The following is an 18,474-nucleotide window of genomic DNA, read 5'->3' as shown; positions in this document are numbered from 1 at the left end:
AATGGATATTTTCTTGATCCTCGCCGAGTCCGCCCGATCCGCGGTGGGTCCGGTGGCCGCGATCTACGCGTTGGCCGCGATCGGCCTGAACATGCACTTCGGTTACACGGGGTTGCTGAACTTCGGCCAGGTCGGGTTCATGCTGGTGGGCGCCTACGGCGTGGGTATCAGTGTCGCGGTGTTCGAGTTGCCGCTGCTGGTCGGGTTCCTGGTGGGTCTGGCCTGTGCCGTGGTGTTGGCGCTGTTGTTGGGTATCCCGACGCTGCGGTTGCGGGCGGACTATCTGGCGATCACGACGATCGCGGCGGCCGAGGTGTTGCGCCTGGTGTACCGGGCGGGGTTCGCGGAGCCGTTGACCAAGGGTGTGTACGGCCTGCAGAACCTGTCCGGTGAGTTCCGTACCTGGAACGTGTTCTTCGATCCGGGTGAGCGGTACGGGTTCGGTGCGTTCTCGTTCAGCGGCAACCACATGTGGTTGATGGCGGTGACGTGGGGTCTGGTGGCGCTGACGGCGTTGCTGACCTGGTTGCTGATCCACAGCCCTTGGGGTCGTGTCGTCCGGGGTATCCGGGAGGACGAGGAGGCTGTGCGCAGCCTCGGTAAGAACGCGTTCGCCTACAAGATGCAGGCCCTGGTCCTGGGTGGTCTGATCGGTGCGCTGGCGGGTTCCATGATGGCGGTGCACCAGGGTGCGATCCAGCCGGACCAGTTCAAGCCTCAGGTGACGTTCTTCCTGTGGGTGATCCTGTTGTTGGGCGGGGCTGGGCGCGTGCTCGGGCCGATCGTGGGTTCGATGGCGTTCTGGTTCCTGATGAGCTTCACGGACGGCTTCCTGCGGGGGCTGGGCCGTGAGGGGTACCTGCCGTTCCTGTCGGGCCCGGACTACGGTGCGATCCAGTTGGCGTTCGTCGGCGTGATGCTGGTGCTGTTGATCGTCTTCCGGCCGCAGGGTCTGATCGGTGACCGCAAGGAGATGTTGGTCAATGTCAAGTGACGAGATGGACGCCTCCGGGGCGGGTGCCGTGGTCGATCGGATGGCCGGGGCGGTTCCGGAGCCGGGTTCGGCGAAGTCGGATCCGATCCTGGTGGCTGACGGTGTGCGGCGTTCGTTCGGCGGTCTGACCGCTGTGGACGTGGGGCACCTCGAGGTGCAGCGGGGGACGATCACGGCGCTGATCGGTCCGAACGGTGCGGGTAAGTCGACGCTGTTCAACCTGTTGACCGGTTTCGACCGGGTGGACGGCGGCCGGTGGTCGTTCGAGGGGCGGTCGGTCAACGGCCGTCCGGGCCACCGGGTGGCCCGGGCCGGGATGGTGCGGACCTTCCAGCTGACCAAGGCGCTGACCCGGATGACGGTGCTCGACAACATGTTGTTGGGCGCTCAGGGCCAGGTGGGCGAGCGGATGGCCGGGGCGTTCCTCCGGCCGGTGTGGGGCCGTCAGGAGAAGGCGAACACGGTCCGGGCGATGGAGCTGCTGGAGCGGTTCAAGCTGGTCGACAAGCGTCAGGACATGGCGGGTTCGTTGTCGGGTGGTCAGCGCAAGCTGTTGGAGATGGCTCGTGCGCTGATGACCGATCCGAGCATGATCATGCTGGACGAGCCGATGGCGGGTGTGAACCCGGCGTTGGTGCAGTCGTTGCTGCACCACATCACGTCGTTGCGTGACGAGGGCAAGACGGTGCTGTTCGTCGAGCACGACATGGACGTGATCATGGGGATCAGCGACTGGATCGTGGTGTTGGCGCAGGGGCAGGTGATCGCGGAGGGTTCTCCTTCGGACATCCGGTCCAACCAGCAGGTGATCGATGCCTACCTGGGTGTCCAGGAGGTCGGGGACGAGGTCCGTGGGAGTGGCGATGAGTGAGGAGAGCGGGGGGCCGCGTCCGGGCCCGGAGGAGGTTCCGGAGGCCGAGGTCTTCCAGGAGCACCGTGAGGAGTTCCTGGAGCACGCGGTGGCCGAGACCGCCGAGGTGGGGGGTCCGGAGGACTACCTGCTGTTGGCCAAGGACATCGTGGCCGGTTACGTGCCGGGGGTGAACATCCTGAACGGGTGCACCCTGACTCTCACCGAGGGTGAGGTCGTGGCGATCATCGGGCCCAACGGTGCGGGGAAGTCGACTCTGATCAAGACGATCTTCGGGTTGATTCCGGTGCGCGGGGGCGGTCTGACGCTGCGGGGTTCGAGTATCTCGGGGCTGGCGGCGCACTCGTTGGTGGAGCGGGGCGTGGGTTACGTTCCGCAGACGCGGAACGTGTTCCCGTCGTTGACGATCGAGGAGAACCTCCAGATGGGGGCTTTCCTGCGGCCGCGGACGTTCGCTGAGCGGTTCGCCGTGGTCTCGGAGCTGTTCCCGTTGTTGGGGAAGCGCCGTAGGGCGAAGGCCGGTTCGCTGTCGGGCGGTGAGCGTCAGATGGTGGCCATGGGCCGGGCTCTGATGATGGATCCGTCGGTGCTGCTTCTGGACGAGCCCACGGCGGGGCTGTCGCCGATCTACCAGGAGGAGGTCTTCCAGCGGGTGAAGGAGGTCAACTCCACGGGTGTTTCGGTGGTCATGGTGGAGCAGAACGCGCGTCGTTGTCTGCAGATCTGTGATCGCGGTTACGTGTTGGACCAGGGCCGGAACGCGTACACGGGTACGGGTGCGGACCTGCTGAACGATCCCAACGTGATCGAGTTGTACCTGGGGACGCTCGCGAAGGGTTGATCCGGGTGTGTGTCGGGGGCGGGGCCCGTGGGGCCTCGCCCCCTTCGTCGTGTTCTGGTCCCGGGCCGGGGGGTCAGCCGGTGGTGTACTCGACGTAGTCGAGGATTTCGTAGCCGTCGGGGCCGAAGTGGAAGATCTCGAAGGTGGCGGAGGTGGGGTCGCCGTTGTCGTCGAAGTCGATGTTGCCGCTGGTGCCCTGGTAGTCGATGCTCTGGTTCTGGTCGAGGAGGTCGCGGCACTCCTCGAAGGTGGAGCATTCGGTGCCTTCGGGGCGGCTGATCTCGGGCAGGTGTTCGACGTAGTCGGCGGGGGTGGTGGATCCGGCGGATTCCGCGGCGAGGGCGACGGCGGTGACGCAGTCGAAGACCTGCGGGGCGAACTGGAAGACCTCGAGTTCGGGGTCGAACTGGCGCAGGCCGTCGTTGAACTCGGGGTTGTCGGCGCTGGGGGCGACTCCGGTGGTGCCGTTGATGGCGTCGGAGGAGGCGGCGCCGAGGGTGGTGCCGAGTTCGGGGTCGTTGAGGCCGTCGGTGAGGTAGAACTGGCTTTCGAGTCCGCTTTCGAGGAGGGCGGCCATGAGTTGGGTGCCCTCCTGGAAGGAGATGAGGGTGACGGCGTCGGGGTTGACGGTGGCGACGGAGCTGATGACGGCGCCGAAGTTGGTGGCGTCGGGGTCGTAGGTCTCGGTGATGGTGACGTTGGCGCCCATGGCGGTGAGTTCGGCCTGGACGGCGTTGAGGTAGCCGGTTCCGTAGTCGTCGGCACGGGCGATGACGGCGATGTCGTTGTGGCCGTCGCCGATGATCTGTCGGGCGAGGACGGGGCCGGCGAGCAGGTCGCTGGGTGCGGTGCGGAAGTAGTAGCCGCCGTCGTCGATGTTGCTCAGTTCGGGTGAGGTGTTGGTCCCGGAGCACTGGACGGTTCGGCTGCTGGTGATGGTGTCGTAGCTGGCCTGGGTCATGGCGGAGGCGGCGGCGCCGATGACGGCGTTGACGCCGGAGGAGACGAGGGTGTTGGCGGCCTCGTTGGCCCGGGCGCTGTCGCCGGCCTCGTCGGCTTCGCGGGGCGGGGGGACCTCGGTGCCGAGGATGCCGCCGGCGGCGTTGATCTCGGAGATCGCGTATTCGACCGCTGCTATCTGGGGCGGGGCGAGGAAGGCGAGGGAGCCGCTCTGGGGGTAGAGGAGGCCGTAGGTGAAGGTGTTGTCGTCGGGGTCGGTGCCGTTGCCCTCTCCGCAGGCGGTGAGGGTGAGTGTGAGTGTGAGGGCGGCCGCGGTCAGGGTCAGGGCCTTGTGGGTTGGCATGGTTGTGGCGGGTCCGTTCGGGAGGTGCCCGGTGCAGGGGGCGGTGGACGGGTGTCGGGGGAGGGGGTGCACGGGTGGCGGCCGGGGCCGGTTCGGGGCCGTGGTGTGTTGTTCGGTGTGTATATGACGAGGCACGGCGCGCGGGGTGCGGCCGTGCCGGGGCGGTGGGCCCGCCGTGGTGTGGTGCGCACAGAGCCGGGGGTGCGGGGCGTGTGCCCCGCACCCCCGGACGGTGTGTGCGGTGTGTGCCGCTGACGGTGTCTCCTACCGGGGAACGTGGTGTTCTCTGGTGGTGACGGTGTTACTCGTTGACGGAGTACTCCTCGAAGCCGAGGGTTTCGTGGCCCTCCTCGCCGAAGTGGAAGACCTGGAAGGTGGCGGAGGTGGGGTCGCCGTTGTCGTCGAAGTCGATGTTTCCGCTGGTGCCCTGGAAGTCGATGGCCTCGTCCTGCTCCAGGAGGTCGCGGCACTCCTCGAAGCTGGAGCACTCGGTGCCTTCGGGGCGGCTGATCTCGGGCAGGTGCTCGACGTAGTCGGAGGCTTCGACGGAGCCGGCGGACTCGGCCGCCAGGGCGATGGCGGTGACGCAGTCGAAGACCTGCGGGGAGAACTGGAAGACCTCGAGCTCGGGGTCGAACTCGCGCAGGCCCTCGTTGAACTCGGGGTTGTCCGCGCCGGGGGCGACTCCGGTGACGCCGTTGATGACGTCGGGGTCGTCCTCGTTGACGGTTTTGCCGAGTTCGGGGTCGTTGAGGCCGTCGGTGATGTAGAGCTGGTCGCCCTCGACACCGGCTTCGATGAGTTCGGCGATGACCTGGGCGCCCTCCTGGAAGGAGATGAGGGCGATCGCGTCGGGGTCCTCGCTGGTGACGGAGTTGATCACCGAGTCGAAGTTGGTGGAGTCGGGGTCGTAGGTCTCGGTGGTGGTGACGCTGGCACCGAGGGCTTCGACCTCGGCCTCGACGGCGCCGAGGTAGCCGTCGCCGTAGTCGTCGGCTCGGGCGATGATGGCGATGTCGACGTGGCCGTCCTCCTCGACCATCTGTCGGGCGAGGACGGGGCCGGAGAGGAGGTCGCTGGGTGCGGTGCGGAAGTAGTAGCCGCCGTCGTCGATGTTGGTCAGGTCGGGTGCGGTGTTGGACCCGGAGCACTGGACGGTCTCGGCGGAGGTGATGGTGTCGTAGCTCGCCTGGGTCATGCCGGAGGCGGCGGCGCCGATGACGGCGTTGACGCCGGAGGAGACGAGGCTGTTGGCGGCCTCGTTGGCCTGGGCGCTGTCGCCGGCCTCGTCGCCTTCGGTGATGGCGGGGACCTCGGTGCCGAGGATGCCGCCGGCGGCGTTGATCTCGTCGATCGCGTACTTGGCCGCGCTGATCTGGGGCGGGCCGAGGAAGGCGAGGGCGCCGGTCTGCGGGTAGAGGATGCCGAAGTTGAACTCCTCGGCTGCCCCGTTGTCGCCGCCGTCGCCGCCGTTGTCGCCACCGCCGTTGCCACACGCGGTCAGTCCCATTACGAGGGCCGCGGTTGCGGCAGTGAGTCCTAGGACCTTCTTGCTTGCCATGATCGTGGTCACTCCGTTCAACCGGCGTTGCACGCTGTGCGGTGCAGCCGTGTCGTTGGTGCTGGTGCTTCCCTGATGCCCGTGATGTGTGGCATGACTTAATCAGGAGCGTTAGCGGAGCTTAATCACGGAAGTTCCGTTCCGGGAAGTGGTAGAGGGGCGTTGGTGCCAACTCGCCTCTGTGCTGTTATGAAGCTGTGGTCATGGCGAGGCTTTTCGGCCGGTTGTTTGGACGAATGAGTGCTGCTAGTGCACGGTCGGCAGCAATCTGTCGCAGGAGGCGGGCACAGCGGGGCCCGGCCGTCGAGCTCCCGGGCGTGCTGGTGGGCTTCGGTGCTGGTCGGCCGGGCTGAGCGTAGCTGTGGTGCGTTTGGTGTTGTAGTGGCGCTTGTGTTTCGCGGCGCGGTCCGGGGTCAGCTCTGGGGCGCGTCGCGCAGCATGCAGGTGAGCCTGGAGGTGCACACCTTCCTGCCGTTGTCGTCGGTGATGGTGATGTCCCAGGTGGCGAGGGTGCGGCCCAGGTGGACGGGTGTGGCGACCCCGGTGACGTGGCCTTCGGTGGCGGACCGGTGGTGGGTCGCGTTGATCTCGATGCCCACGGCGATGCGGCCGAACTGTTGGGCGTGGACGGTGGAGCCGATGGAGCCCAGGGACTCGGCGAGAACGCAGGAGGCGCCGCCGTGGAGGAGTCCGAAGGGTTGGCGGTTGCCTTCGACCGGCATGCGGCCCACGACGCGTTCGGGGGAGGCCTCGGTGATCTCGATGCCCATGTGCTTGCCCAGTCCGCCGACGAGTGCTCCGGAGTCGAGGAGTTCGCGCAGCGTGTCGGCGTCTGTGGTCATGATGTGCCTTCCGATCCGGTCAGGTGGGCCCGTATCCGGTCGAACCGGGCAGGGCAGGGCGGTGTTCCCGTGGTGGTGGCCGCGGGCTGTCCGTAGCGCATCCTAGGATTCGTTCTGTGGTGACCAAGCGAGAGACCCCCGAACAGACATCCCAGGCCGGCGGCGGGCGCCCCCGCCTACTCCTCCTGGACGGCCATTCGATGGCCTTCCGCGCGTTCTTCGCGCTGCCGGTGGAGAAGTTCGGTACCAGTACCGGGCAGTCCACCAACGCCGTCTACGGCTTCGCGTCGATGCTGGTGAAGTTGTTGCGTGAGGAGGAGCCGACGCATGTGGCGGTGGCGTGGGACCTGTCGGGCCCCACGTTCCGGCACGAGGAGTACGACGAGTACAAGGGGGGCCGTTCGGAGACCCCGCCCGAGTTCCCCTCGCAGGTGCCGCTGACCCAGGACCTGATGCGGTTGATCGGGGTCACGAATCTCTCGGCGCCCGGTTTCGAGGCCGATGACGTGATCGCCACGCTCGCGCACCAGGGCGGTCAGGCGGGTATGGAGGTGTTGATCGCCTCCGGTGACCGGGACGCCTTCCAGTTGGTGACCGAGGACTGCACGGTGCTCTACCCCGGTAAGAGCCTGTCGGACCTGCGCCGGATGGACCCGGCCGCGGTCCAGGACAAGTACGGCGTCACCCCGGAGCGGTACCGCGATCTGGCGGCGTTGGTGGGGGAGAAGGCCGACAACCTTCCGGGGGTGCCGGGTGTGGGCCCCAAGACCGCGGCCAAGTGGATCACGAAGTTCGGGTCGTTGGACGAGCTGGTGGCCCGGGCGGACGAGGTTCCGGGCAAGGCCGGGCAGAGTTTCCGCGACCACCTGGACGACGTGCTGCGCAACCAGCGGCTGAACCGGTTGGCCACCGACGTGGAACTGGACGCCGCTGTGGCCGAGCTGGGGTTGGGTGAGGCGGACCGGGCGGGTATCGACGCGCTCTTCGACAACCTGGAGTTCGCCTCCAACCTGCGTGAGCGCCTGTACGCGGCGATCCGCGCGGGCGAGGGCGGCGCGGCGGAGGAGTCGGCGGGCGGGGCCGCCGAGGGCTTCGCGGTGGAGGTGACGGTCGCCCGAACGGGTCAGGTTGCCGCCTGGCTCACCGAGCACGCCGCCGCCGAGGGGCTCACGGAGGAGGCCCCGGCCGGGGTGGCCGTCGACGGCACCTGGGGCCGGGGCACCGGGCGGGTGGACGCGCTGGCGGTCACCGTGCCGGGCGGAAACGCCCTGTTCGTCGACCCCGTCCTGTTGGACGCGGCCGACACCGAGGCGCTGGCGGCCTTCCTGGCCGACCCGGAACGGCCCAAGGCGGTGCACGAGTACAAGGGTGTGCTGTTGGCTCTGGGCGCGCACGGTTGGACGCTGGGCGGGGTGGTCAGCGACACCGCTCTGGCGGCGTACCTGGTGCAGCCGGGGCAGCGAAGGTTCGACCTGGCGGACCTGTGCCGCAAGTACCTGGGGCGGGAGCTGGAGGAGGACACCGACGGCGCCCAGATGGCCCTGGACCTGGGCGGGGAGGGTGAGAGCGGGCGCGGCCGCGGGCTGGCGGTGCGGGCCGCGGCCACCCGGGACCTGGCCGGGGTGCTGGCCGCCGAGCTGGACAAGCGGGGCGGTACCCATCTGCTGCACGGGGTGGAACTGCCGTTGGTGGACGTGCTGGCCAGGATGGAGCGGGCCGGGATCGCCGCGGACCGCGGGTACCTGGAGGGTCTGCAGGGGGAGTTCGCCGCTGCTGCGCGCGGTGCGGTGGAGCGTGCGCACGAGGTCGTGGGGCGGGAGTTCAACCTGGGCTCGCCCAAGCAGCTGCAGCAGGTGCTGTTCGAGGATCTTCAGCTGCCGAGGACGAAGAAGATCAAGACGGGGTACACGACCGACGCGGACGCGTTGGCGTGGCTGGCCACGCAGACCGACAACGAGCTGCCGGGTGTGCTGTTGCACCACCGGGACCAGACGAAGCTGCGCACCACGGTCGAGGGTCTGATCAAGACGGTCGCGGACGACGAACGCATCCACACCACGTTCAACCAGACGGTGGCGGCGACGGGGCGGCTCAGTTCCACCGAGCCGAACCTGCAGAACATCCCGGTGCGTACGGACGTGGGGCGGCGGATCCGGCGGGCTTTCGTGGTGGGTGAGGGCTTCGAGGAGCTGTTGACGGCGGACTACAGCCAGATCGAGCTGCGCATCATGGCCCACCTGTCGGGGGAGCAGGCGCTGATCGACGCGTTCAACAGCGGGTACGACTTCCACGCGCAGATGGCGGCCCAGGTGTTCGGCGTCGCGGTGGACGAGGTCGACGGTGAGGCGCGCTCCCGGATCAAGGCGATGAGCTACGGGTTGGCGTACGGGTTGAGCGCCTACGGGCTGTCCCAGCAGCTGGGGGTGGCCCCGGACGAGGCGAAGAAGCTGATGGAGGACTACTTCGCGAGTTTCGGCGGGGTGCGTGACTACCTGAACGCGGTCGTGGACGAGGCCCGGAAGGTGGGGTACACGGAGACGATCCTGGGGCGGCGCCGGTACCTGCCGGACCTGACGAGTGACAACCGTCAGCGTCGGGAGATGGCGGAGCGGATGGCGCTCAACGCTCCGATCCAGGGGTCGGCGGCTGACATCATCAAGGTGGCGATGCTCCAGGTGGACGCGGCGCTCACCGAGGGCGGGTACGGCTCCCGGGTACTGCTGCAGGTGCACGACGAGCTCGTGGTGGAGGTCGCGCCGGGTGAGCGCGAGGCGGTGGAAAACCTCGTGACGCACGAGATGGGCTCGGCCTATGCTCTGCGTGTTCCGCTGGGCGTCTCGGTCGGCAGCGGACAGAACTGGCACGACGCCGCGCACTAGGCGACGGCGACGAAAACGGAGGTGGGAACGGTGACGGGGCAGGAAGAGACCGCGGGTGGTTTGGCCGTGGGGCCCGTGACCGTTCCCGCTGACGCGTTGACGTGGCGGTTCTCACGGTCCTCGGGGCCGGGCGGGCAGCACGTCAACACCTCGGACACCCGGGTGTCGCTGTCGTTGGACGTGGCCTCCTGCAGGGCTTTGGGGGCGACGCGGCGTGCGCGTGCCCTGGAGCGTCTGGCGGGTCGCCTGGTGGGCGGGGTGTTGACGGTGTCGGTGCAGACGCACCGTTCCCAGGTCCGCAACCGGGTGGAGGCGCGTGAGCGCCTGGCCCGGGTGTTGGCGGAGGCGATCGAGCCCCCGCCGCCGGAGCGCCGCAGGACGAGGCCGAGCCGGTCGGCGAAGCGGCGCCGCTTGGAGGCCAAGCGTCGTCGGAGTGACGTCAAGAAGACCCGTGCGCGCCCTCCGACGGACTGACGCGGGGCCTTCCGGGGGCTGTCGGGTGGCGGTCGGGCCGCCTCCGGCCGACTTTTTTCCGGACGTCCCCGACCGGCCCCGCCGGGGAGGGGTGTGCGGGGCGGTAGGCCCTGTCGGACATGGGCGGGGACCTAGTTGATCTTCCCTGGCATGCTCGGGTAAATTGCGGCCATTACGGCCTTCGTCGGGTTGGCGGCCCTGGGTTCCGATTGACCAGGACGCCCTTGTCTCATATTCTGACGTTAGCGTTGTGGGTTCGTGCGGGCGTCTGCTGTCTCCGTGTAGGAGGCAGGAGGGTTGCACCGCTTCGGTCTCCACTCTGGACCCGGCGGCTGGCGGTCACGGACGGCTCGTTCCGTTATGTGACTCTCGCTTCTTACTTCTGGACGGCGGATCGACGGGCTCGAACCTGCGGCGTGCCCATTTCCTGAACCTGTCCGTATCCGGAGTCCACCCACAAATGACGAGCAGCACCGAGGCCACCTCGACACCCCAGGTAGCGGTCAACGACATCGGGTCCGAGGAAGCCTTCCTCGCGGCGATCGACGAGACCATCAAGTACTTCAACGACGGTGACATTGTCGAGGGCACCATCGTGAAGGTCGATCGAGACGAGGTCTTGCTCGACATCGGCTACAAGACCGAGGGTGTGATCCCCTCCCGGGAACTGTCGATCAAGCACGACGTCGACCCCGGTGAGGTCGTTGCTGTCGGCGACCAGGTCGAAGCCCTCGTTCTCCAGAAGGAGGACAAGGAAGGCCGTCTGATCCTGTCCAAGAAGCGCGCTCAGTACGAGCGTGCCTGGGGCACGATCGAGAAGATCAAGGAAGAGGACGGCGTCGTCACCGGCACCGTCATCGAGGTCGTCAAGGGCGGCCTCATCCTCGACATCGGCCTGCGCGGCTTCCTGCCCGCATCGCTGGTCGAGATGCGCCGTGTGCGCGACCTGCAGCCCTACGTCGGCCGCGAGCTCGAAGCGAAGATCATCGAGCTGGACAAGAACCGCAACAACGTGGTCCTGTCCCGTCGCGCCTGGCTGGAGCAGACCCAGTCCGAGGTTCGCCAGACGTTCCTCAACACCCTCCAGAAGGGTCAGATCCGCAAGGGCGTCGTCTCCTCGATCGTCAACTTCGGTGCCTTCGTGGACCTGGGCGGCGTCGACGGCCTGGTGCACGTCTCCGAGCTCTCCTGGAAGCACATCGACCACCCGAGCGAGGTTGTCGAGGTCGGCCAGGAGGTCACCGTCGAGGTTCTCGACGTGGACATGGAGCGCGAGCGCGTCTCCCTGTCGCTCAAGGCGACCCAGGAAGACCCGTGGCAGCAGTTCGCCCGGACCCACCAGATCGGCCAGGTCGTTCCCGGCAAGGTCACCAAGCTGGTTCCGTTCGGTGCGTTCGTGCGTGTCGAGGAGGGCATCGAGGGCCTGGTCCACATCTCCGAGCTGGCCGAGCGCCACGTCGAGGTGCCCGAGCAGGTCGTCCAGGTCGGCACCGAGATCTTCGTCAAGATCATCGACATCGACCTCGACCGCCGTCGTATCAGCCTCTCGCTGAAGCAGGCCAACGAGAGCGTCTCGCCCGACCAGGTGGACTTCGACCCCACCCTGTACGGCATGGCCGCGGACTACGACGAGCAGGGCAACTACAAGTACCCCGAGGGCTTCGACCCCGAGAGCGGCGAGTGGCTCGAGGGCTTCGAGGCTCAGCGGGACGAGTGGGAGCGCAGCTACGCCGAGGCGCAGGCTCGTTTCGAGGCTCACCGCAAGCAGGTCGAGGAGGCGCTGGCGGCCGAGGCCGACGCCGCCAACGCGCCTGCTCCGGAGGAGGAAGAGGACGACCAGACCGGTGGCGGTCAGAGCACCGGCGGTTCGTCGGCCAGCTCCGAGTCCACCAGCGGTGCGCTCGCCTCTGACGAGGCGCTGGCCGCTCTCCGCGAGAAGCTCGCGGGCGGCGAGGCCTAAGGCCTCCTCGCCGGGCTCCGGCCCGCGTGACGGTTGTTCGAGGGGCCGTTCCCACCACCGGTGGGGGCGGCCCCTCGCCGTGTCCGGGGCTCGCCGGGGCGGGTGTCCGCCGGACATGCCCTAGGGTGCTGCTGAGTCCCCTGAGGGCGGGGACCCGTCGAGGAGGCGAAGTGTTCGACATCCACCCGGCTGTTCCGGGCGACGCCGGTGAGCTCCTCACCCTGCAGCGCGCCGCCTACGTGGACGAGGCCCAGGCGTACGGGGACCCGTTCATCCTCCCGCTCACCGAGGGGTTGCCCCGGATCGAGAGGCTCCTGGCCGACGAGGACACCCTGGTGCTCAAGGCCCTGGCGGGGCACCGCCTGGTCGGGGCGGTGCGGGCGGGGACCACCGACACCACCGGGGTGGTGGGTCGCCTCGTGGTCGCCCCCGACCTGCGCGGCCGCGGGATCGCGCGGGCGCTGCTGAGCCGGGTGGAGGAGGACCTGCGGGCGCACAGGCCGGACCTGAGGGCGCTGACCCTGTTCACCGGGGCGCAGAGCGCGCAGAACCAGCGCCTGTACCGGGCGCTGGGCTACGCCGAGACGCATCGGGAACGGATGGCCGACCACCTGGTGCTCGTGCACATGCGTAAGGAGTTGGACGAGGTGAGCGTGGGGTCGGCGTGACGGTGGGCTTGTCCGGCCTCTAGGGTTTGGCCATGCTGAAAGTGGGACTCACCGGTGGGATCGGTTCGGGTAAGAGCGCGGTGTCGTCCGCGCTGTCCGACTACGGCGCGGTGGTGATCGACGCCGACGCCATCGCTCGGGAGGTCGTCGAACCGGGGACCCCGGGGCTGGCGGAGGTGGTCGCCGAGTTCGGTGAGGGGGTGCTCACCCCCGAGGGGCGGTTGGACCGGCCCAAGCTGGGTGAGGTCGTCTTCGCTGACGAGAACAGGCTGGCCAGGCTCAACGAGATCGTCCACCCCCGGGTGGCGGAGCGCAGCGGTCAGCTGATGGAGCAGGCCCTGGCCTCCGACGCAAGGGTCGTGGTCTACGACGTGCCCCTGTTGGTGGAGAACGGCCTGGAGTCGTTGTACGACGTGGTGGTCGTGGTGGACACCCCGGACCGGACGCGGATCGAGCGGGTCTCCCGGGACCGGGGGATGCCGCGCGACCAGGTGCGGTCCCGGATCGCCGCCCAGGCCGACCGGGAGACCCGGTTGGCCGCCGCCGACTTCGTGGTGGACAACTCCGGGACCCGTGAGGAGCTCCGGGAACGGGTCGCCGAGCTGTGGCGCCGGCTCCTGGAACGCGCCGGTTAGCCGGTGGTGGCGCCGTGGGTGGCGGGTGTCATTGCCAGAGCGCGGCGACCAGCACGTTCACGGTCGCCAGCCCGCCTGCGGTGTGGAACATGGGCTTGACCCTGCCCCCGCGGTGCTGGGCGCGCGCGGCGAGGACGGCCGTGACGAGCACGGTGGCTCCGATGCCGAGCTTCACGGCGATCTTGGCGTAGTTGACCTCGAGGTCCGACGCGTGGTGGGTGGCGGTCAGCGCGATGCCGGTGGCGACCTGGACGATCGCCCCACCGAGCATGAGGCCGGTGGCGAAGCCGCTCTGCTGGCGCATCTGCACGAAGAACGTGCCGACGATCGCGGCCATACCGAACAGGTGGGCGGTCAGGAGGCACAACCGGATGACGTCGAGCATGGCTACGGGTTCCGTTCGGTTGGTGGCGGGGCCGGGAACGGCGGCTGGTGCGTTCCGCGTGCTGTGGGCACGGCGGGGGGCGGCGTGTTTTCCGCCGTCGACCTTCAGGCAGGCTGAAGCATAGCAGTGGTCCCTTTCCCGCGAGGGCCGCCAGGGTTTCCGTCGGTGGAGAATGGCGACATGGTGGATGAGGAAGCGCGACCGGGTGTCCCCGTGATCAGCACGTCGGTGCTGCTGCTCACGCTGGCCAGGAAGATCGAGTCGGAGCTGGGCGAGGCCCTCTCGGGGCTCGGGCTGACCGTGGGCCGGCTCGGGCTGCTCGGGCACATCGCGGGTGTCCCGGGTGTCTCGTTCAGCGACCTGGCCCGGATGTCGGGCATCACGGTCCAGAGCGTGCACACCGCGGTGAAGGCGCTCAAAACCGCTGGGCTGGTACAGGACGACACGGCGCGTGCCGGAGCCGCCTCCACCATCACGCTCACCGACGAGGGTCACCGGACACTGCGGGAGGCGATGGGGGCGGTCGGTACCGTCGACGAACTGCTGTTCGGCGCGGATGCCGACCCGGTCCAACGACGGATCGGCGAGGCCGTCCGGGAGGCCTTCACCACCACGCGGTAGCGGACCCGCGGTGGACCGTCCCCCGGGCCACCGCTCACGGGTGGTCCGGTGCGCTCGGCGGAGAGGGGGCGGTCCTTCGGTGCGTCCGGCCCGGGGTTCCGGCGGCCTCACACGGTGGGAGCCGGGTTCTCCGATGGGCGGCGGACCGCACCCCGTCCGCCGGGTACGGGCCTTCGGGCGCTCCGGGATGTCGTGGATGGTCTGTAGCGTTGGGTGGAGGGGCACACGTGGGGGCGGGCCCGACGTTCGATGGGAGAAGAGGGCAAGTGCGACCGGTCAGCGACATCAAACGCAGTGAGGCACCCTTCGAGGTCATCTCGGAGATGACGCCGGCGGGGGACCAGCCGAAAGCGATCGCGGAGATCTCCAGGCGGGTGCGGGAGGGCGACGAGCACACCGTGCTGCTGGGCGCCACCGGTACCGGTAAGACGGCGACGGTGGCGTGGACGGTGGAGCAGCTGCAGCGGCCCACCCTGGTCATGCAGCCCAACAAGACCCTGGCCGCGCAGTTCGCCAACGAGCTGCGGCAGATGCTGCCGAACAACGCGGTCGAGTACTTCGTCTCCTACTACGACTACTACCAGCCCGAGGCGTACGTCCCGCAGAGTGACACCTACATCGAGAAGGACTCGTCGATCAACGACGAGGTGGAGCGGTTGCGGCACTCGGCGACCAACTCGCTGCTGACCCGGCGGGACACGATCGTGGTGGCGTCCGTGTCGTGCATCTACGGCCTGGGCACCCCCCAGGAGTACGTGGACCGGATGGCCCAGCTGGCCGTCGGCATGGAGGTGGACCGGGACGAGCTGCTGCGCCGCCTGGTGGAGATGCAGTACACGCGCAACGACATGGCGTTCACCCGTGGGACGTTCCGGGTGCGGGGGGACACGGTCGAGATCATCCCGGTGTACGAGGAGCTGGCGATCCGCATCGAGATGTTCGGTGACGAGATCGAGCGGCTGCTGACGCTGCACCCGCTGACCGGGGAGGTGCTGGGGGAGAGCCAGGAGATGTTCATCTTCCCCGCCTCGCACTACGTGGCCGGCGAGGAGCGGACCGAGCGGGCGATCGGCACGATCGAGGCGGAGCTGGGTGAGCGCCTGGCCGAGCTGGAGGGCCAGGGCAAGCTGTTGGAGGCGCAGCGGCTGCGAATGCGCACCACCCACGACCTGGAGATGATGCGCCAGCTCGGGACGTGTTCGGGGATCGAGAACTACTCGCGGCACTTCGACGGCCGTGACCCGGGCAGCGCGCCCAACACCCTGCTGGACTACTTCCCCGAGGACTTCCTGCTGGTCCTGGACGAGTCGCACGTGACGGTGCCGCAGATCGGTGCGATGTACGAGGGCGACGCGGCGCGCAAGCGAACCCTGGTGGACCACGGCTTCCGGCTGCCGTCGGCGATGGACAACCGGCCGCTGAAGTGGGAGGAGTTCACGGAGCGGATCGGGCAGTCGGTCTACCTGTCGGCGACGCCGGGCAAGTACGAGCTCCGGCAGAGCGGCGGGGACGTGGTGGAGCAGGTCATCCGGCCGACCGGGCTGGTCGACCCGGAGGTGCTGGTCAAGCAGACCGAGGGGCAGATCGACGACCTGGTGCACGAGATCCGGGAGCGGGCCGAACGCTCCGAGCGGGTCCTGGTCACCACGCTGACGAAGAAGATGGCGGAGGACCTCACCGACTACTTCGCTGAGCTGGGGATCCGGGTGCGGTACCTGCACAGCGAGGTGGACACCCTGCGCCGGGTGGAGTTGCTGCGTGAACTGCGCGTGGGCGAGTTCGACGTGCTGGTGGGCATCAACCTGCTGCGTGAGGGGCTGGACCTGCCGGAGGTGTCGCTGGTGGCGATCCTGGACGCGGACAAGGAGGGTTTCCTGCGTTCGGAGACCTCGCTGATCCAGACGATCGGGCGGGCGGCGCGTAACGTGGCCGGCCAGGTGCACATGTACGCGGACAACGTCACCGACTCGATGAGCGCCGCGATCGAGGAGACCAACAGGCGCCGGGACAAGCAGTTGGCGTACAACGCCGAGCACGGGATCGACCCGACGCCGCTGCGCAAGCAGATCGCGGACATCCTGGACACCCTTAACCGGGAGGACGTGGACACCGAGGAGCTCATGTCGACGGGGTACCGCCAGGGCGGCGGTAGGTCCGCGAAGGCGCCGGTACCCGCGCTGGGTGATCGCGCGGACGTGTCGGGCATGCCGCGGGCCGAGCTGGCCGGACTCATCGAGCAGTTGAGTGAGCAGATGCACCAGGCCGCGACCGACCTGCAGTTCGAGCTGGCGGCCCGGCTGCGGGACGAGATCGGTGAGTTGAAGCGGGAGCTGCGGGGGATGGACGCCGCCGGGGTGAAGTGACGCCAGGGCCTGTCGGTGCGGGATTCCGGGTGTGGGAGGCCCTCGTGGCCCACTCTCGGACGGTATCGGAACAGGAACGATCAAAGAACGTTTGTGTCGCGTAGTTACCTTCGCGTGACATACTCTTGTGCTCTGCGTAAGACGTATGTCGCTTTTGCCTTTTTTGAGGTGTGGGGGAGTCCATGGTCGGTCGGCTGCTGGGTGCTGCCGGGGGAGCGGTGCTGGTCGGGTTCCTGGGGGCCGGGTGCGGATTCGGCCCGGACCGCGACGAACCGGTGGAGGTCGTGCACACCCCTGGCCCGGATCAGGGGCGGGATGAGCGGGATCCCGAGGTCAGCGTCACCAACGACGAGGTCATAGTGATAGTGGAGGACGGCGCGGACGTCCACGACGAGTGCGCGAACCGGGAGGTCGTGGTCTCCGCCGACGACGCCACGGTGGTCCTGGACGGGGAGTGCGGGCTGGTGCGCGCCACCGGGCGCGGCTCCGTCGTCGAGGTGGGCGCCGCGGAGAAGATCGTCCTCGTGGGCGTGGACAACCAGGTCTCCTTCGCCTCCGGCGACCCCGAGGTGGTCAACCAGGGCCGCAACACCACCGTCAGCGAGGGCGGCACCGCCCTGCGCTGAACCGGTGTGCCGGGCGCCCGCGGTACGGACCGCGTCGGCGGATCTGCCGCCCCGCCACCTGAGAGCGGCCTCCGATCCGTTACCGTGGTGCGCGTCCATCCGCTTCCGCACGGATTGTGCGGAAGGGACGGGCCACGTTGCCTGGGTCCTCCTTTTGCCGCTTCCGTTCACCTGTACCGCTGTGAGGCGGTACGGTCGATTTCGCCGCCACACCGTGCGTTCGGAGACGGCACCAGACCGTGAGGGGCACACCGCGACGCAACCGCGTCCGCCGGTCGGCCCGGTCCGGGTGGGACCGAGGGCGTGCGCTTGACGAAGGACCCGCTAGGGGAGGGGTGGATGAGCGGTTATGTCGCGCGGGTGCGACACGACGAGTCGCCCGGAGGCGACGTCGGACTCGACCCGTTGGTGCGTTCCGCCGCCCAGCGTTGGGCGGAGTCGGACCCCCTGCTGCCCGAACCCGTGGGGTTCGCCCCCAACTCCTACCCGCTCCTGACCGTCAGCGACGAGGACGGCCGTACCGTCGCGGCGGGCAGTATGCACTACACCTGGTACCAGCCGGGCGAGGTCGGTCGGATCTGGGGCGTGCCCGACCAGCACTGGCTCACCCCCATCGTCGGCGGCCCCGAGCCCGCCCGCGCCCTGGACTCGCTGCTGACCAGTTGGCGCGACCAGCTGGAGGACCTGCCCACCGGTACCGGTTCGGAGTCGGCGGCACTGGTGAGCTGGCCCGCACGGGACGTCGAGGGCATCATTCCGTTGCAGCGCCACGGGCTGCAGCCCTACACCGTGCTCGCCGCCCGGCAGCGCCGCCGCGGGGTGCCGCCGTCGCTGCCGCCGCGCGACGTGGCGATCCGGCTGGCCGACATCGGTGACCTGACCCAGGTGGTGGGGCTGCTGATGGAGGAGCACCGCTACGAACAGCACTTCGGCGGTGTGTTCCTGCAGCCCGACACCGCCGAGCAGACCCGCAAGGTCGCCGCTCGGGCGCTCAACCGTTCGCGCTCGTGGATCTGGCTGGCCGAGCGCCGGGGCCGGGCCGTGGGCCTGCTGTGGGTGTCGCCGCCCGAACGCTCCCGCTGGGCGAAGTCCCTGGTCAGGGCGCGCCCGATCGCGCACATCGGTTATGGCGTGGTGTCGGCGGCCGAGCGCGGCCACGGGATCGGTACCGCCCTGGTCAGCCAGGCGCACCAGGCCCTGGACAGCCACGGGGTGGGGGTGTCCGTGCTCAACTACGCGGCGATGAACCCGCTCTCCGGGCCGTTCTGGCACCGTATGGGCTATCGGCCGGTCTGGACGACCTGGGAGGTCCGTCCCGCCCTGGCGCTGCGCTGACGTCCGTCTGAGCCCCGCTGAAGGGTCCTGTGCGCGGGTCGCCGGCGTCCGACGACGGCGACTGGTGGCGGCTCACCCGGTGACCGGGGTCACCCCGGGCTCCGTTAGCCTGGGCG

General features: G+C 68.8%; 16 protein-coding genes. 12 read left to right on the top strand and 4 right to left on the bottom strand.

Translation table 11 applies throughout. The annotated features are described in order from the left end of the window. Nucleotide 1: 1 nt before the first annotated feature. From IE195_RS15960 to IE195_RS15950, 3 genes are read left to right on the top strand one after another with little or no spacing between them, the layout of a single operon-like run. Nucleotides 2-994, top strand: coding sequence for a branched-chain amino acid ABC transporter permease (locus IE195_RS15960; RefSeq protein ID WP_191272193.1), 993 nt, complete (start codon nucleotides 2-4; stop codon nucleotides 992-994). Further along, nucleotides 984-1,865 carry an ABC transporter ATP-binding protein gene (locus tag IE195_RS15955; RefSeq protein ID WP_191272191.1) on the top strand — a complete coding sequence of 294 codons (882 nt, stop codon included), beginning with the start codon at nucleotides 984-986 and terminating at the stop codon, nucleotides 1,863-1,865. Before IE195_RS15960 ends, IE195_RS15955 begins: the two co-directional genes overlap by 11 nt. Next, complete coding sequence (locus IE195_RS15950; protein ID WP_191272189.1) at nucleotides 1,858-2,706, top strand: ABC transporter ATP-binding protein; 849 nt, start codon at nucleotides 1,858-1,860, stop codon at nucleotides 2,704-2,706. Before IE195_RS15955 ends, IE195_RS15950 begins: the two co-directional genes overlap by 8 nt. Before the next feature lie 73 nt (nucleotides 2,707-2,779). On the opposite strand, the gene IE195_RS15945 is transcribed toward IE195_RS15950, so the two are convergent. The 3 genes from IE195_RS15945 to IE195_RS15935 all read right to left on the bottom strand — a co-directional run bounded on the left by IE195_RS15945 (nucleotide 2,780) and on the right by IE195_RS15935 (nucleotide 6,412). Next, nucleotides 2,780-4,009, bottom strand: a complete 1,230-nt coding sequence (locus IE195_RS15945; protein WP_191272187.1) for an ABC transporter substrate-binding protein — start codon at nucleotides 4,007-4,009, stop codon at nucleotides 2,780-2,782. A 301-nt stretch (nucleotides 4,010-4,310) separates the two neighbouring features. Next, nucleotides 4,311-5,570, bottom strand: a complete 1,260-nt coding sequence (locus IE195_RS15940) for an ABC transporter substrate-binding protein (RefSeq protein WP_191272185.1) — start codon at nucleotides 5,568-5,570, stop codon at nucleotides 4,311-4,313. Between the two features lie 413 nt (nucleotides 5,571-5,983). Then, nucleotides 5,984-6,412, bottom strand: a complete 429-nt coding sequence (locus tag IE195_RS15935; protein ID WP_191272183.1) for a PaaI family thioesterase — start codon at nucleotides 6,410-6,412, stop codon at nucleotides 5,984-5,986. A 116-nt stretch (nucleotides 6,413-6,528) separates the two neighbouring features. Here IE195_RS15935 and polA point away from each other — a divergent pair, with 116 nt between their 5' ends. From polA to coaE, 5 genes are all read left to right on the top strand, one after another. Then, nucleotides 6,529-9,291 carry a DNA polymerase I gene (gene polA / locus IE195_RS15930; RefSeq protein WP_191272181.1) on the top strand — a complete coding sequence of 921 codons (2,763 nt, stop codon included), beginning with the start codon at nucleotides 6,529-6,531 and terminating at the stop codon, nucleotides 9,289-9,291. Between the two features lie 30 nt (nucleotides 9,292-9,321). Further along, nucleotides 9,322-9,765, top strand: a complete 444-nt coding sequence (arfB, locus tag IE195_RS15925) for an alternative ribosome rescue aminoacyl-tRNA hydrolase ArfB (RefSeq protein ID WP_191272179.1) — start codon at nucleotides 9,322-9,324, stop codon at nucleotides 9,763-9,765. 460 nt (nucleotides 9,766-10,225) lie between these two features. Continuing rightward, nucleotides 10,226-11,725, top strand: a complete 1,500-nt coding sequence (rpsA, locus tag IE195_RS15920) for a 30S ribosomal protein S1 (RefSeq protein ID WP_191272177.1) — start codon at nucleotides 10,226-10,228, stop codon at nucleotides 11,723-11,725. 170 nt (nucleotides 11,726-11,895) lie between these two features. Further along, nucleotides 11,896-12,393, top strand: a complete 498-nt coding sequence (locus IE195_RS15915) for a GNAT family N-acetyltransferase (RefSeq protein ID WP_191272175.1) — start codon at nucleotides 11,896-11,898, stop codon at nucleotides 12,391-12,393. A 32-nt stretch (nucleotides 12,394-12,425) separates the two neighbouring features. Continuing rightward, nucleotides 12,426-13,028, top strand: coding sequence for a dephospho-CoA kinase (coaE, locus tag IE195_RS15910; RefSeq protein ID WP_191272173.1), 603 nt, complete (start codon nucleotides 12,426-12,428; stop codon nucleotides 13,026-13,028). A gap of 28 nt (nucleotides 13,029-13,056) precedes the next feature. On the opposite strand, the gene IE195_RS15905 is transcribed toward coaE, so the two are convergent. Continuing rightward, complete coding sequence (locus IE195_RS15905) at nucleotides 13,057-13,413, bottom strand: hypothetical protein (protein ID WP_191272171.1); 357 nt, start codon at nucleotides 13,411-13,413, stop codon at nucleotides 13,057-13,059. A 180-nt stretch (nucleotides 13,414-13,593) separates the two neighbouring features. On the opposite strand from IE195_RS15905, the gene IE195_RS15900 reads away from it, so the two are divergent. The 4 genes from IE195_RS15900 (at nucleotide 13,594) to IE195_RS15885 (ending at nucleotide 18,358) form a co-directional block, all read left to right on the top strand. Then, complete coding sequence (locus IE195_RS15900) at nucleotides 13,594-14,034, top strand: MarR family winged helix-turn-helix transcriptional regulator (RefSeq protein WP_191272169.1); 441 nt, start codon at nucleotides 13,594-13,596, stop codon at nucleotides 14,032-14,034. A 266-nt stretch (nucleotides 14,035-14,300) separates the two neighbouring features. After that, nucleotides 14,301-16,397 carry an excinuclease ABC subunit UvrB gene (gene uvrB / locus IE195_RS15895; protein WP_191272167.1) on the top strand — a complete coding sequence of 699 codons (2,097 nt, stop codon included), beginning with the start codon at nucleotides 14,301-14,303 and terminating at the stop codon, nucleotides 16,395-16,397. A gap of 182 nt (nucleotides 16,398-16,579) precedes the next feature. Beyond that, nucleotides 16,580-17,023: a DUF3060 domain-containing protein gene (locus IE195_RS15890; protein WP_191272165.1), complete on the top strand. Its 444-nt coding sequence runs from the start codon at nucleotides 16,580-16,582 to the stop codon at nucleotides 17,021-17,023. A gap of 339 nt (nucleotides 17,024-17,362) precedes the next feature. Then, nucleotides 17,363-18,358 carry a GNAT family N-acetyltransferase gene (locus IE195_RS15885; protein WP_191272163.1) on the top strand — a complete coding sequence of 332 codons (996 nt, stop codon included), beginning with the start codon at nucleotides 17,363-17,365 and terminating at the stop codon, nucleotides 18,356-18,358. The last annotated feature ends 116 nt before the right edge of the window (nucleotides 18,359-18,474 follow it).

Origin of the sequence: Nocardiopsis terrae (genome assembly GCF_014651695.1) — a bacterium.
Lineage (GTDB): Bacteria > Actinomycetota > Actinomycetes > Streptosporangiales > Streptosporangiaceae > Nocardiopsis > Nocardiopsis terrae.
The sequence above is the reverse complement of the archived record's forward strand: the minus strand, read 5'-3'. Positions and strand labels throughout refer to the sequence as shown.

What these genes read in the sequence shown, in the direction of transcription:
- IE195_RS15960 (WP_191272193.1), top strand. Translation starts at nt 2, where the DNA reads ATGGATATTTTCTTGATCCTCGCCGAGTCCGCCCGATCCGCGGTGGGT.
- IE195_RS15955 (WP_191272191.1), top strand. Translation starts at nt 984, where the DNA reads ATGTCAAGTGACGAGATGGACGCCTCCGGGGCGGGTGCCGTGGTCGAT.
- IE195_RS15950 (WP_191272189.1), top strand. Translation starts at nt 1,858, where the DNA reads ATGAGTGAGGAGAGCGGGGGGCCGCGTCCGGGCCCGGAGGAGGTTCCG.
- IE195_RS15945 (WP_191272187.1), bottom strand. Translation starts at nt 4,009, where the DNA reads ATGCCAACCCACAAGGCCCTGACCCTGACCGCGGCCGCCCTCACACTC.
- IE195_RS15940 (WP_191272185.1), bottom strand. Translation starts at nt 5,570, where the DNA reads ATGGCAAGCAAGAAGGTCCTAGGACTCACTGCCGCAACCGCGGCCCTC.
- IE195_RS15935 (WP_191272183.1), bottom strand. Translation starts at nt 6,412, where the DNA reads ATGACCACAGACGCCGACACGCTGCGCGAACTCCTCGACTCCGGAGCA.
- rpsA (WP_191272177.1), top strand. Translation starts at nt 10,226, where the DNA reads ATGACGAGCAGCACCGAGGCCACCTCGACACCCCAGGTAGCGGTCAAC.
- coaE (WP_191272173.1), top strand. Translation starts at nt 12,426, where the DNA reads ATGCTGAAAGTGGGACTCACCGGTGGGATCGGTTCGGGTAAGAGCGCG.
- IE195_RS15905 (WP_191272171.1), bottom strand. Translation starts at nt 13,413, where the DNA reads ATGCTCGACGTCATCCGGTTGTGCCTCCTGACCGCCCACCTGTTCGGT.
- IE195_RS15900 (WP_191272169.1), top strand. Translation starts at nt 13,594, where the DNA reads ATGGTGGATGAGGAAGCGCGACCGGGTGTCCCCGTGATCAGCACGTCG.
- IE195_RS15890 (WP_191272165.1), top strand. Translation starts at nt 16,580, where the DNA reads ATGGTCGGTCGGCTGCTGGGTGCTGCCGGGGGAGCGGTGCTGGTCGGG.
- IE195_RS15885 (WP_191272163.1), top strand. Translation starts at nt 17,363, where the DNA reads ATGAGCGGTTATGTCGCGCGGGTGCGACACGACGAGTCGCCCGGAGGC.